Source organism: Variovorax sp. DXTD-1 (assembly GCF_003984625.1).
In the GTDB taxonomy this organism is placed as follows: Bacteria; Pseudomonadota; Gammaproteobacteria; order Burkholderiales; family Burkholderiaceae_C; genus Variovorax.
In genome coordinates this window covers 249425-262541 of record NZ_RWKH01000001.1, presented here as the reverse complement: position 1 = coordinate 262541, position 13117 = coordinate 249425, and the positions used below count along the sequence as shown (strand labels likewise).

Genomic DNA, 13117 nt, shown 5'->3' with positions numbered 1-13117 from the left:
TGGCTCTCTACGCCCGGCGCGTCCAGATCGGCCCGAAAGCCTGTCGTTCAATGTCGGCCAGCGTAGGCGAATGGCCGGCCCACAGAACCAGCGCCGCCCCCGGCAGGCTCAAGGTGTGTTCGAGGTGGCGGCAAAGCTGCCAGCGGTCCTCGTCGTCCATGCCCGGCAGATCGACGAACACGATGTAGGCCCGGCGCCACGGAAATTCGCGCAGCGTCTTGCGCACCAGCCAGGCGCGCGAAATGGGAAGGCACCGCGCCAGGTCCGCCTGCAGCTCGCCCAATTCATAGTCGCTCAGATCATGCCGTGCGATCTGGCTGAAGAAGGGCGTCTCTGTGATCTCCTCCCAGGCCCGCGCTTCGGCTTCTTCCGCCTCCTTGAGGCGGCCGCGCCAGAGCTTGAGTGCTTCTTCGTCGTGAGCTCCGGCGTCGGGATTTTCGAGTGCGGCCACGGCGCTTTTTGCGGCCCACCAGCGGCTGGCGGCACTGGACCCGTGCAAGCGCTCGAGCACGGCAAGACGTGCTGCGCGATCGCGCACGGGGAGCATCTGGGACAGTCCCCGCAAGGCGCCGACATGCTCGGGCGAGACCTGGAGCGCACGTTCGTACCGAACGCGCACGGGTGCCGCCGGATCGAGCCGCCGCTCTGAATCGGCCCATTCGACGAGGTCGTCAGGGGTATTGCGCTCGCCCCGCGCCGCCAGAAGCTCGACGCGTTCCCGGATGCGGGACCGGTGCGCATGGTGCTGCTTCCAGTCGCTGGCGTGGTTGCGCCGCCACTGGTTGTCGAAATGCTCGATCCACTTGGCGCTGTCGGCCAGCATGCCCAGCGCGGGCTCGGCCGACCAGGGCGGCACCACGGCCTTCTGGCCGAGCGCCTCGAGCCGGTCGCGCAACACCGGATGTGTGTCTTCGAGATCGCTGACGCGCCGCATGGCGTCGCGCAATGCCCGGCGCGCGAATTCGTCGCTGGGCGGCGTGGCGGCAAGCTCCTTCAGCGCCTTGAAAGGGCCCGGCGGCTGCGGCTCCCTTTCGGCACGGGCCCAGTGCGAAGCCCAGAACTCATCGGCATACCAGTTCGCCTTGATGGCAATTTCCGTCAGCGCGGCAGCGGCGACGGTCGTGCCCAGGAGGCGGCCCGAAATGCGGTCGGCCTCGTACTCGTCCTGCCGGGCGAGCGCGAAAGTGCGGGCCGCAAAACGCGGAAAATACCAGCGAAAGAAGCTCTGCGACACCAGTGCCATCACGCCTTCGTCGCGCTGCAGGCTGGCGTCGAGCTTGAGCCACGACAGCCGCGTTCGGTAGATCCAGGCGCTGAGCTTGCCGTGGTTGCCGCGCAGGTGTCCGTACTCATGCGCAAGCACCGACAGCAGCCGCCGCCGGTCCAGCATCATGAGCAACGGCAGCCCGATGCTGAGGGAATTGACCGCGCCGCCAAACAGCCCGAAACGCGGCACCTGCCGGATGCTGGCGTTGAATTCGTCGTCCAGGTAAACGCGGTGAACCCGCGGGCCCTTGATCTTCTTGCGTATGCGGTCGAGCGCCTCGAACAGCGCCGGCGCATCCGCGCGCGAAAGCTCCCGCCCCTCGGGTTCGTCGAACCGCACCCAGAGCGCGCGCAGCGTGGCCCAGAGCAGGCCCAACGCAAACAGAGCCAGCCAGCCGCGCCCGAAACTGAAGCGTCCCTGTCCGGCCGACAGCGCAACCCAGGCGATGATGCCGACGGAGAGCGCCAGGCAGGCCAGCACCCACAGGTAGCCGAGTGCGGCAAATGCCGCGACGCTGCGCCGGTAGCGCGCACTGTCGTCCGCGCTGGCATGCTCGCTCAGGCGGACAAGGTGAACAAAATCAGCGCGATCCATCCGACTTTTCCCCAACCGACCCTACAGTTTGAAAGAAGCAAGACCGTGAACGACAACGACCTGCCACCCCTGATAGAGACGCCGCCCGGCCGTTATCGCCACTACAAGGGGGGCGAATACGACGTGCTGGGCACCGTGCGCCACAGCGAAACGCTGGAGCCGATGACGCTGTACCGTGCCCTTTACGGCGCCAAGGGGTTGTGGGTTCGGCCCGCCGCGATGTTCGGTGAAACCGTGGAGATCGACGGTGTTCGCCAATTGCGCTTCACCCCTGTCTAGGCCGCTACGTATTCGATAGCGTCATGGACGGCGCTCAGCCGCAGCGAACGTCCGTCACGCGGCCGCGGGCGTCCACATCGAGGTTGAGGCGTCCGCCATTGAGTTCCATCGTGACCACCTCACCGGGCTTCAGAGCCCGCACCGTGCCCGCACCGGCGCGAACGCGGGCCGCGGCTTCGAGTTGGGGCGAAAGCGGCTGGCCGACGGCGAAGCGCGCGCCATCGGCATTGCACTGGAACACCGGCTCGGGTGCCCGAGCAGCTGCAGCGGGGGTTACCGCAGGGGTTGAGCCTTGCGTGGCACAAGCCGTCATCAAGACAGCGCCGGCAACGATGAACAGTAGTGATTGGGTTTTCAACTTGTCTTCTCCCGAAAACCCGCGAATATAAACAACTTTAAAGAATGTGACCTGATGTATCTGCAAGCCATCCAGCAATGGCGCGTGGATACAACTGATGTTCCTGCGCCAGCACGCGGCCGGCCAGGGTGGCGGCCGTGTCGTCCGGCAGCACGGGCACCACGGCCTGCGCCAGGATCGGCCCGTGGTCGAGTTCGGTCGTCACCTGGTGCACGGTGACTCCAGCCACTTTGCAGCCCGCGTCGATGGCCCGCTGGTGGGTGTGCAGCCCCGGAAACGCAGGCAGCAGCGAGGGGTGGATATTGATCAGGCGCCCGGCGTAGCGGCCCACAAAGCCCGGCGTCAGGATGCGCATGAAGCCCGCCAGCACCACGAGCGCCGGCGCGTGCGCATCGACCACCTTGGCCAATGCCTCGTCGAAAGCTTCGCGCGTCGGAAATTCCTTGTGCGGAACCACGGCAGTTGCGATGCCGTGCGTGGCGGCAATCGCAAGCCCGCCCGCTTCGGGCTTGTTGCTGACCACCGCGGCAATGCGGGCGCTAAACCGCTCGGCCCAGCGGTCGCGCTCGGCGGCGCGCACGATGGCCGCCATGTTGGAGCCGCCGCCGGAAATAAGGATCACGATGTTCTTCATGGGACGCGGGATTATCTGTGCTCGGCTCCGGCCACCCTGAACTTGTCGCCGCGCGGACACCGATTCACAGCACGACCGTGCTAAAACTCGAAGTTCCGGAGACACACCGCCATCGGCGCGATGGCGGCGGACCGATCAACACAGCGAGGCACGCATGGATTTGAGCTTCACGCCCGAAGAACAGAAGTTCCGCGAGGAAATTCGCGCATGGGTCAGGGACAACCTCCCCAAGGAGATTTCGCACAAGGTGCACAACGCGCTCGAGCTGACGCGCGACGATCTGCAAGGCTGGGCCAAGATCCTCGGCAAGAAGGGTTGGCTGGGCTACGGCTGGCCGAAGGAATTCGGCGGCCCGGGCTGGACGGCCATCCAGCGCCACCTGTTCGAGGAAGAAACCGCCCTGGCCGGCGCGCCGCGCATCGTGCCGTTCGGCCCGGTGATGGTGGCTCCGGTGATCATGGCGTTCGGCAATGCCGAGCAGCAGAAGCGCTTTCTGCCCGGCATCGCGAGCGGTGAAGTCTGGTGGAGCCAGGGCTACAGCGAACCCGGCTCGGGCTCCGACTTGGCTTCGGTCAAGACCAAGGCCGAGCGCAAGGGTGACAAATACATCGTCAACGGCCAGAAGACCTGGACCACGCTCGGCCAGTACGGCGACTGGATGTTCAACCTCGTGCGCACCAGCAACGAAGGCAAGCCGCAAACCGGCATCAGCTTCTTGCTGCTCGACATGAAGTCGCCCGGCGTTACCGTGCGGCCCATCAAGCTGCTCGACGGCAGCCATGAAGTGAACGAGGTGTTCTTCGACAACGTCGAAGTGCCGGCCGAGAACCTGATCGGCGAAGAGAACAAGGGCTGGACCTACGCCAAGCACCTGCTCTCGCACGAGCGCACCAACATTGCCGACGTGAACCGCGCCAAGCGCGAGCTCGAGCGCCTGAAGCGCATTGCCAAGAGCGAAGGCGTGTACGACGACCTGCGCTTCCGCGACGAGATCGCCAAGCTCGAAGTCGACATCGTCGCGCTCGAGATGATGGTGCTGCGCGTGCTCTCGGCCGCCACCTCTGGCAAGAACTCGCTGGACGTCGCGGGCCTGCTCAAGATCCGCGGCAGCGAAATCCAGCAGCGCTACAGCGAACTGATGATGCTGGCAGGCGGCGCGTATTCGCTGCCCCTCATCCGCGAAGCCATGGAAGCGGGTTGGCAGGGCGACTTCCCGGGCGGCAACCCGGCGCTTGCGCCGCTCGCATCGACCTTCTTCAACATGCGCAAGACCACCATCTACGGCGGCTCGAACGAAGTGCAACGCAACATCGTCGCGCAGACGGTACTGGGCTGAGGAGACAAGAACATGGATTTCAATTTTTCTGACGACCAGGAACAGCTGCGCGACGCCGTGCGCAAATGGGTCGACAAGGGCTACGACTTCGAGCGCCGCCGCGGCATCGAGGCCAAGGGCGGCTTCTCGCGCGAAGCATGGGACGAGCTGGCCGAGCTCGGCCTGGGCGGCCTCTACATCGCCGAAGACGACGGCGGCCTGGGCATGGGCCCGGTGGCCGGCATGGTGGTGATGGAAGAACTGGGCCGCGGCATCGTGCTGGAGCCCTTCGCGCAGACGCTGATTGCCGGCGCCGTGCTCAGCGGCTACGCCGGCGCCGACCTCAAGGACAACTGGCTGCCCCGCATTGCAGGCGGCCAGGCCATCGTGGTGCTGGCTTATCAGGAGCGCAAGTCGCGCTACCGGCTGGACGTGTGCGAGGCCAAGGCCGTGAAGGCCGGCGACGGCTGGTCGCTGACCGGCGCCAAGAGCGTGGTGCCCGTGGGCGACGAAGCCGACGCTTACATCGTGCCCGCGCAGGCCGACGGCAAGATCGCCGTCTTCCTGGTCGAGCGCAGCGCCAGCGGTGTCGAGGCACGCGGCTACGGCACGCAAGACGGCAGCCGAGCGGCCGAGGTCGTGTTCGACAAGGCAGACGCCACGCTGATCACCGCGGACGGGTTGGCTGCGCTCGAGTACGCAGTCGACGTGGGCATTGCCGCCACATGCGCCGAGGCGGTCGGCGTCATGGACAAGACCGTGGCCCTCACGGTCGACTACATGAACCAGCGCAAGCAGTTCGGCGTGGTCATCTCCACCTTCCAGGCGCTGCGCCATCGCGTGGCCGACATGAAGATGCAACTCGAGCTCGCACGCTCGATGAGCTACTACGCCACGCTCAAGCTCAACGCGCCGGCCGACGAGCGGCGCCAGGCCCTGGCGCGCGCCAAGTACCAGCTGGGCGTTTCGATGCGCTTCGTGGCAGCCAACTCGGTGCAGCTGCACGGCGGCATCGGCGTGACGGACGAATACATCGGCAGCCACTATTTCCGCAAGCTCACGCAGCTTGAAATGACTTTCGGCGACACCCTGCACCACCTGGGCGAAGTGTCGGCCCGCATGCAGGACACCGCGGGCGTCTTCGCCTGACGATGTTTTTCCCATAGCATCCAACGCCCGCCCGCCTTGCGCCGGCGGGCGTTTTTACTTGGAACCAGCCAGGAACAAAACATGCCATCACGCCGCACCCTTCTTGCCCTCGGGCTCGCATCGACCGCCATGCTGACCGCTTGCGCCACCGCACCCTCGCCTTCGTTCAGCGAACGCCCGCCGATCGTCTTCATGCACGGCAACGGCGACTCCGCCGCGCTCTGGCAAACGACGATCTGGCGCTTCGAATCGAACGGCTGGCCGCGCAACCGGCTCTTTGCGGTCGATCAGCCCTATCCGCTGGCGCGCGACGACGACACCGTGGCGCAACCGGGCCGCAGCTCGACCGCCGATTCGGCCGCCTTCCTGAAGGCCGAAGTCGAGAAGGTGCTGAAGGCCACGGGTGCGAGCAAGGTGGTGCTGATCGGCAACTCGCGCGGCGGCAACACGATCCGGAATTACGTACAGAACGGCGGCGGCTCCGCCGTGGTGAGCCATGTGGTGCTGGGCGGCAACCCGGCGCACGGCATCTGGGCCGTGAAGGGCTTCCGCGAGAACAACGAGTTCTCGGGCCTGTCGGCCTTCATGCAGCAGCTCAATGCGCCCAAGGGACCGAACGGCGATGAGGTCACGCCGGGCGTGAAATGGCTCACGCTGCGCTCCGACAACAACGACAAATATGCGCAGCCCGATGGGCTGTGGATCGGCGTGCCAGGCCAGCCGACCAACATCGGCTTCGACGGGCCGGCGCTCAAGGGCGCGACCAACGTGGTGCTGCCGCGCGTGGACCATCGCGAGACCTCGTTCTCCCCCGCCGCCTTTGCCGCGACCTGGCAGTTCCTGACGGGCGAGCCGCCGCGCAGCACGGCGATTGCAGCCGAAACGAATGTCGTGCTCGATGGCCGTGCCGTCGGCGCGGAAAACCTCTCGCTGAACGGCGGCCACGTGACCGTTTACGCGGTCGATCCCGCCACGGGCGCGCGGCGGGGCAATGCGGTGCACAGCAAGAACATCGGAGCGGACGGCCGCTGGGGGCCCTTCAGCGCGCGCGGCGACACAGCCGATGAATTCGTCCTCAGCGCGCCGGGCTACGGCATCACGCACATCTACCGCAGCGCGTTTCCGCGCAGCAGCAGCGTGGTAAACCTGCGCCCCGAACGCCTGGCCGCGGCCGATGCCAGCGCCAATGCAGTGGTCGTCTTCACGCGCCCTCGCGGATATTTCGATGCGCAGCGCGACACCATGCGCTTCGACGGCCAGAGCCCGCCGCCCGGCGTGCCGCCCAAGGGCTCGGGCGTGTCGAGCTCCCGGCTGCGCGTTGCCGCGGCGGAGCCTCAGCGCGCCGTGACCGGTGAATTCAACGGCGAGCGCATCACCGGCCTCACCTGGCCGGCCTCACAACAGCATGTGACGGTGCTCGAGCTGACTTACTGAGGGGCAACAGCATGAACGACGCGGCTTCCTCCCCTTTCGTGCTGAAGGCACGCGATGCGCGCGGCGTGGTCACGCTGACGCTGAACCGTCCGGCCTCGTTCAACGCGCTTTCGGAGGGCATGCTCGGCGCGCTCGAGCAGGCCATCGCCGAAATTGCGGTGGACGAGAACGTGCGCGCGGTCGTCATCGCCGCGGCCGGCAAGGCCTTCTGCGCGGGCCATGACCTGAAGGAAATGCGCGCGGAACCGTCGCTCGGCTATTACCAGCAGCTTTTCGAGCGCTGCGGCGCGATGATGCTGTCGATCCAGCGGCTCTCCGTGCCCGTGATCGCGCGCGTGCACGGCATCGCGACCGCCGCGGGCTGCCAGCTGGTGGCAGTGTGCGACCTGGCGGTGGCCTCCAGCGAGGCGCGTTTCGCGGTCAGCGGCGTGAACGTGGGCCTGTTCTGCGCCACGCCCAGCGTCACCCTCTCGCGCAACCTCGGCCGCAAGGAGGCGTTCGAAATGCTCGTGACCGGTGAGTTCATCGATGCGCAGGAGGCCAGGCATAAGGGCCTGGTCAACCGGGTCGCCGAGCCGGCCGAGCTCGATGCCGCGGTCGAGGCGCTGGTTGCCAGCATCGTCGCCAAGCCCCGCAAGGCACTTGCGCTGGGCAAGGCCCTTTTCTATCGCCAACTCGAAACCGGCATCGAAGCCGCCCTGGCCGACGCCAGTCAGACCATGGCCTGCAACATGATGGACGAGAGCGCGCTCGAAGGCGTTCAGGCCTTCATCGAGAAACGCCCGCCCGGCTGGAGGCGCTGAGCCGCAGGCTAGCTGTCGTGAAGCCGTGAGCTCTGCGGCAGATGCGCCATAAGAAATTCCATCTGGTCCGCCAGGATGCGGCGGTTTCGCAGAATGAAATCTTCCCAGAGGCTGGGCACATAGGGCGCGTACAAGAGCGGCATGTTGGCCTGCTCCGGCGTGCGGCTGCTCTTGCGGTGGTTGCATGGCTTGCAGGCCGTGACCACGTTCATCCAGGTGTCGATGCCCTTTTGCGCGAACGGAATGATGTGCTCGCGCGTGAGTTCGTCTTCGTGGAAATGCCCCCCGCAATAGGCGCAGACATTGCGGTCCCGCGCAAAAAGCTTGCTGTTGGTAAGCCCTGGGCGCTGGGTGAAGGGGTTGATGCGCGGCACGCCCTTGGTGCCGATGATGCTGTTGATGGCAATCTGCGATTGCTCGCCCGTGATGGCGTTGTGTCCCCCGCGGAACACAGCCACCTGCGCGCCCACCTCCCAGCGGACTTCGTCCGCTGCATAGTGAATAACCGCCTGTTCGAGCGATATCCACGACTGGGGCAGCCCTTGGGCCGACAGCTTCAAGACCTTCACCACACGCCTCCTCAAAAAGGGAAGAATCACGGAAAGACCAGGGACACGGAGCGCGCCGGAGACCACTTCAAGCGACGCACTGAGTCACAATATACCGGCTTTGTGACAAAACGGCCTGATTCGCCCAATTGACGGGCGCAAGGCGCTATCAAAAAGATACTCACCAATGCAGGTTTTCCGCGGCTTCCGGCACCCGGGCGTGGCTCCGGCCTGCGCCCTCACCATAGGCAATTTCGACGGCGTGCACCGTGGCCACCAGGCCATGCTGGCGCTGCTGCAGACCGAGGCGCGCCATCGCGGGCTGCCGAGCTGCGTACTCACGTTCGAGCCGCACCCGCGCGACTATTTCGCCGCCGTCACCAAAAAGCCCGACCTGGCCCCGGCGCGCATCGGCACCCTGCGCGACAAGCTGACCGAGCTTGCGGCCTGCGGCGTGGCGCAGACGATCGTGCTGCCCTTCGACGGACGGCTGGCATCCCAGTCGCCTGACGAATTCATCCAGAACGTGCTGATCGACGGCTTGGGCGCACGCTACGTACTGGTAGGCGACGACTTCCGCTTCGGCGCCAAGCGGGCGGGCGACTACGCCATGCTCGACGCGGCCGGCGATGCCCACGGCTTCGACGTGGCGCGCATGAACAGCTACGAGGTCCACGGCCTGCGCGTTTCGAGCTCGGCCGTGCGCGAGGCGCTGGCCGAGGGCCGCATGGCCGACGCCCATCACCTGCTCGGCCGGCCCTACACGATCTCCGGCCACGTGGTCCATGGCCGCAAGCTCGGCCGCGCACTGGGCGCCTCCGAACCCGGCAAGGACGACGGGTTTCGCACCCTCAACCTGCGCTTCAAGCACTGGAAACCGGCCGCGAGCGGCATCTTCGCGGTGCTGGTGCACGGGCTGGCCGACCAGCCCCTGCCCGGCGTGGCCAACCTGGGCGTGCGCCCCTCCCTGGACGCCAACGACGTCAACGCCGGCCGGGTTTTGCTGGAGACGCATTGCCTGGAGTGGCCCTCGCATCTGGGAGCCGAAGGTGCCTACGGTAAAATCGTCCGCGTGGAACTCCTGCACAAACTGCACGACGAATTGCGCTACACCAGCCTTGAGGCCCTCACTGCGGGCATCGCGAAGGATGGGCGCGACGCGCGCGCGTTCTTTGCGTCGACCCACGCCGAAACCCATCGCCAGACGACACGCGATCGAATTTAGCCCTGCACGCACCGTGCTGCCGCCCTTCGACAAGCTCAGGGCGAACGGCTTTTCTTCCGCACCGACCGCTCAATGCAGTTCGGGCTGAGCCTGTCGAAGCCCCTCTGTTTCGCACCCCAACATGTCTGACGCCGCCTCCACCACCGATTACCGTTCCACGCTGAACCTGCCCGACACCCCCTTCCCGATGCGCGGCGACCTGCCCAAGCGCGAACCGGGCTGGGTGAAGGAATGGAATGACGAAGGCCGCTACCAGCGCCTCCGCGACGCCCGCCACGGCGCGCCCAAGTTCATCCTGCACGACGGCCCGCCCTACGCCAACGGCCAGATCCACATGGGCCACGCGGTGAACAAGATCCTGAAGGACATGATCACCAAGGCGCGCCAGCTCGAAGGCTACGACGCGCTGTACGTGCCCGGCTGGGACTGCCACGGCCTGCCGATCGAGAACGCCATCGAAAAGCAGTACGGCCGCAACCTGAGCCGCGACGAAATGCAGGCCAAGAGCCGCGCCTACGCCACGGAACAGATCGCGCAGCAAATGGCCGACTTCCAGCGCCTGGGCGTGCTGGGCGAATGGGACCATCCCTACAAGACGATGGATTTCGCGAACGAAGCCGGCGAGCTGCGCGCGTTCAAGCGCGTGATCGAGCGCGGCTTTGTCTACCGCGGCTTGAAGCCCGTGTACTGGTGCTTCGACTGCGGCTCGTCGCTCGCCGAGTTCGAAATCGAATACGCCGACAAGAAGAGCCAGACCATCGACGTCGCCTTCAAGGCGCACGACCGCGAGAAGGTGCTGAAGGCCTTCGAGACCGACCACACGATCCTCGGCGACATCTTTGCCGTGATCTGGACCACCACCGCGTGGACCATCCCGGCCAACCAGGCGATCAACCTGAACCCCGAGATCGAGTATTCGCTGGTCGACACCGAGCGCGGCCTGCTGATCCTGGCCAACTCGCTCGTCGAGATGTGCATGACGCGCTACGCGCTCGATGGCAAGGTGCTGGCCACGGTCAAGGGCGAGAAGCTCGGGGGCCTGGAATTCGAGCACCCGCTGTACGACGTCGATGCTGGCTACAAGCGCCTGTCGCCGGTGTACCTGGCCGACTACGCCACCGCCACCGACGGCACCGGCCTCGTGCACTCCTCGCCCGCTTACGGCGTGGACGACTTCAACTCCTGCATCGCCCACGGCGTGGCGTATGACGACATCCTGAACCCGGTGCAGGGCAACGGCAGCTACGCGCCCGACTTTCCGCTCTTCGGCGGCCAGAACATCTGGAAGGCAGTGCCGGTGATCATCGCCGCGCTGCGCGACGCCAACCGCCTGCTCACCACCGAGACCATCACGCACAGCTACCCGCATTGCTGGCGCCACAAGACGCCGGTGATCTACCGCGCCGCGGCGCAGTGGTTCGTGCGCATGGACGAAGGCGAAGGCGTGTTCACCAAGGACAAGGCGCCCAAGACGCTGCGCCAGACCGCGCTCGAAGCCATCGAGAAGACGAGCTTCTATCCGGAGAACGGCAAGGCGCGCCTGCACGACATGATTGCCAACCGGCCCGACTGGTGCATCAGCCGCCAGCGCAGCTGGGGCGTGCCGATCCCGTTCTTCCTGCACAAGGATTCGGGCGAGCTGCATCCGCGGACGATGGAAATCCTCGACCAGGCCGCTGACATCGTCGAAAAGGGCGGCATCGAGGCCTGGAGCCGGGTCACCGTCGAAGAAATCCTGGGCGCCGAAGACGCGCCGCACTACACCAAGAGCACCGACATCCTCGAGGTGTGGTTCGACTCGGGCTCGACCTTCTATCACGTGCTGCGCGGCACGCACCCCAACGTGCACCACGAAACGGGGCCCGAGGCCGACCTGTACCTGGAGGGCCACGACCAGCATCGCGGGTGGTTCCACTCGTCGCTCCTGATCGCCTGCGCGCTGGAAGACCGCGCGCCGTACCGCGGCCTGCTCACGCACGGTTTCACGGTGGATGCCAAGGGCATCAAGATGAGCAAGTCGCTCAAGAATGGCATCGACCCGCAGGAAATCAGCAGCAAGCTGGGCGCCGAAATCATCCGCCTGTGGGTGGCTGCGAGCGATTACTCGGGCGACATCGCGGGCGACGACAAGATCCTCGCGCGCGTGGTCGACTCGTACCGCCGCATCCGCAACACGCTGCGTTTCCTGATGGCGAACACCAGCGACTTCGACATCGCCAAGGACGCGGTGCCGCTCGACCAGCTGTTCGAAATCGACCGCTATGCGCTTGCGCGCGCTTCGCAGTTCCAGGCCGAGATCCTTGCGCACTACAAGGTGTACGAGTTCCACCCGGTGGTGGCCAAGCTGCAGATCTACTGCTCGGAAGACCTGGGCGGGTTCTACCTCGACATCCTGAAAGACCGGCTCTACACGACGGCGCCGGGCTCGCTCGCGCGCCGCAGCGCGCAGACCGCGCTCTGGCACATCTCGCAAGCCATGCTGCGCTGGATGGCGCCGTTCCTGAGCTTCACCGCCGAAGAGGCGTGGAAGTTCGTGAGCACCGGCAAGCCGGGCGAATCGATCTTTGCGCAGACATTCAGCAAATTCGCCGCGCCCGACGAAGCACTGCTTGCCAAGTGGGGCCGCATCCGCGAGATCCGCGATGTGGTCAACAAGGACATCGAGGCGGTGCGCGCCGAAGGCAAGGTCGGTTCGTCGCTGCAGGCCAACCTGCAGCTCACCGCACCGGCCGACGACTTCGCGCTGCTGGGTTCGCTGGGTGATGACCTGAAGTTCGTCTTCATCACCTCGGCCATCGCAATCGCTGCCGGCGAAGCGCTCTCGACGACGGTAACGCCGAGCAGCGCGCAGAAGTGCGATCGCTGCTGGCACTACCGCGACGACGTGGGCCACGACACGGCGCATCCGACGATCTGCGGCCGTTGCACGAGCAATTTGTTCGGCGCCGGCGAAGCACGGAGCTTTGCCTGATGGCGGCCGCTCGCTCCATGTCGGCATCGCGTTCGCGCAGCGGCAGCATCTGGCCTTGGCTCGGGCTGGCGGCGATCATCCTGATCATCGACCAGTTCACCAAGACGCTGATCCTGGGCTACTACAAGCTCGGTGACGCAACCTACGTCACGAGCTTCTTCAACGTGGTCCGCGCGCACAACACGGGTGCCGCGTTCTCGTTCCTGGCCGACCATTCGGGATGGCAGCGCTGGTTCTTCACGGCCATTGGCCTTGCGGCCGCAGTGTTCATCGTGTGGATGCTGAAATCGCACGCGGGACAGAAGCTGTTTTCGTTCGCGATGGCCTGCATCCTGGGCGGCGCCATCGGCAACGTGATCGACCGGATGATGCACGGGTACGTGGTCGACTTCCTGAGCTTTCACGCGGGGAACTGGTACTTTCCGGCCTTCAACGCGGCGGACAGTGCGATCACGCTGGGGGCCATCTGCCTGATCGTGGACGAGATCCGGCGGGTTCGGCGCGGGAAGTAAGCCAGTTTCTCAAGGGGCCTTCGGGCCC

The 13117-nt window shown here is 65.9% G+C and carries 12 protein-coding genes; 8 read left to right on the top strand and 4 right to left on the bottom strand.

The window, feature by feature from the left end:
- Nucleotides 1–7 precede the first annotated feature (7 nt).
- On the bottom strand, nucleotides 8–1861 hold the full coding sequence (locus tag EJI00_RS01230) for a M48 family metallopeptidase (protein WP_126745644.1): 1854 nt from the start codon (nucleotides 1859–1861) through the stop codon (nucleotides 8–10).
- A gap of 45 nt (nucleotides 1862–1906) precedes the next feature.
- Here EJI00_RS01230 and EJI00_RS01225 point away from each other — a divergent pair, with 45 nt between their 5' ends.
- A complete protein-coding gene (locus tag EJI00_RS01225; protein ID WP_126745643.1) occupies nucleotides 1907–2140 on the top strand; it encodes a DUF1653 domain-containing protein in 234 nt (77 codons plus the stop codon).
- A gap of 34 nt (nucleotides 2141–2174) precedes the next feature.
- On the opposite strand, the gene EJI00_RS01220 is transcribed toward EJI00_RS01225, so the two are convergent.
- Both EJI00_RS01220 and purN read right to left on the bottom strand, forming a co-directional pair.
- Complete coding sequence (locus EJI00_RS01220; protein ID WP_126745642.1) at nucleotides 2175–2498, bottom strand: I78 family peptidase inhibitor; 324 nt, start codon at nucleotides 2496–2498, stop codon at nucleotides 2175–2177.
- Between the two features lie 37 nt (nucleotides 2499–2535).
- Nucleotides 2536–3132: a phosphoribosylglycinamide formyltransferase gene (gene purN / locus EJI00_RS01215; RefSeq protein WP_126745641.1), complete on the bottom strand. Its 597-nt coding sequence runs from the start codon at nucleotides 3130–3132 to the stop codon at nucleotides 2536–2538.
- A gap of 154 nt (nucleotides 3133–3286) precedes the next feature.
- Here purN and EJI00_RS01210 point away from each other — a divergent pair, with 154 nt between their 5' ends.
- The 4 genes from EJI00_RS01210 (at nucleotide 3287) to EJI00_RS01195 (ending at nucleotide 7833) form a co-directional block, all read left to right on the top strand.
- Nucleotides 3287–4468 carry an acyl-CoA dehydrogenase family protein gene (locus EJI00_RS01210; RefSeq protein ID WP_126745640.1) on the top strand — a complete coding sequence of 394 codons (1182 nt, stop codon included), beginning with the start codon at nucleotides 3287–3289 and terminating at the stop codon, nucleotides 4466–4468.
- Nucleotides 4469–4480: 12 nt separating this feature from the next.
- Complete coding sequence (locus EJI00_RS01205) at nucleotides 4481–5596, top strand: acyl-CoA dehydrogenase family protein (protein WP_126745639.1); 1116 nt, start codon at nucleotides 4481–4483, stop codon at nucleotides 5594–5596.
- Between the two features lie 81 nt (nucleotides 5597–5677).
- Nucleotides 5678–7030, top strand: a complete 1353-nt coding sequence (locus EJI00_RS01200) for an alpha/beta fold hydrolase (RefSeq protein WP_126745638.1) — start codon at nucleotides 5678–5680, stop codon at nucleotides 7028–7030.
- Nucleotides 7031–7041: 11 nt separating this feature from the next.
- Complete coding sequence (locus EJI00_RS01195; RefSeq protein ID WP_126745637.1) at nucleotides 7042–7833, top strand: enoyl-CoA hydratase; 792 nt, start codon at nucleotides 7042–7044, stop codon at nucleotides 7831–7833.
- 8 nt (nucleotides 7834–7841) lie between these two features.
- Here the strand turns inward: EJI00_RS01195 and EJI00_RS01190 are convergent, their stop codons facing one another.
- Nucleotides 7842–8402: an HNH endonuclease gene (locus tag EJI00_RS01190; RefSeq protein WP_055804374.1), complete on the bottom strand. Its 561-nt coding sequence runs from the start codon at nucleotides 8400–8402 to the stop codon at nucleotides 7842–7844.
- A gap of 166 nt (nucleotides 8403–8568) precedes the next feature.
- On the opposite strand from EJI00_RS01190, the gene EJI00_RS01185 reads away from it, so the two are divergent.
- The 3 genes from EJI00_RS01185 to lspA all read left to right on the top strand — a co-directional run bounded on the left by EJI00_RS01185 (nucleotide 8569) and on the right by lspA (nucleotide 13089).
- A complete protein-coding gene (locus tag EJI00_RS01185; RefSeq protein ID WP_126745636.1) occupies nucleotides 8569–9606 on the top strand; it encodes a bifunctional riboflavin kinase/FAD synthetase in 1038 nt (345 codons plus the stop codon).
- Nucleotides 9607–9727: 121 nt separating this feature from the next.
- Entirely contained in the window at nucleotides 9728–12577 is a 2850-nt protein-coding gene (gene ileS, locus EJI00_RS01180; protein ID WP_126745635.1) for an isoleucine--tRNA ligase, read from the top strand.
- The gene (gene lspA, locus EJI00_RS01175; RefSeq protein ID WP_126745634.1) at nucleotides 12577–13089 is read left to right on the top strand and encodes a signal peptidase II; all 513 of its coding nucleotides are present in this window, start codon (nucleotides 12577–12579) and stop codon (nucleotides 13087–13089) included. Before ileS ends, lspA begins: the two co-directional genes overlap by 1 nt.
- The last annotated feature ends 28 nt before the right edge of the window (nucleotides 13090–13117 follow it).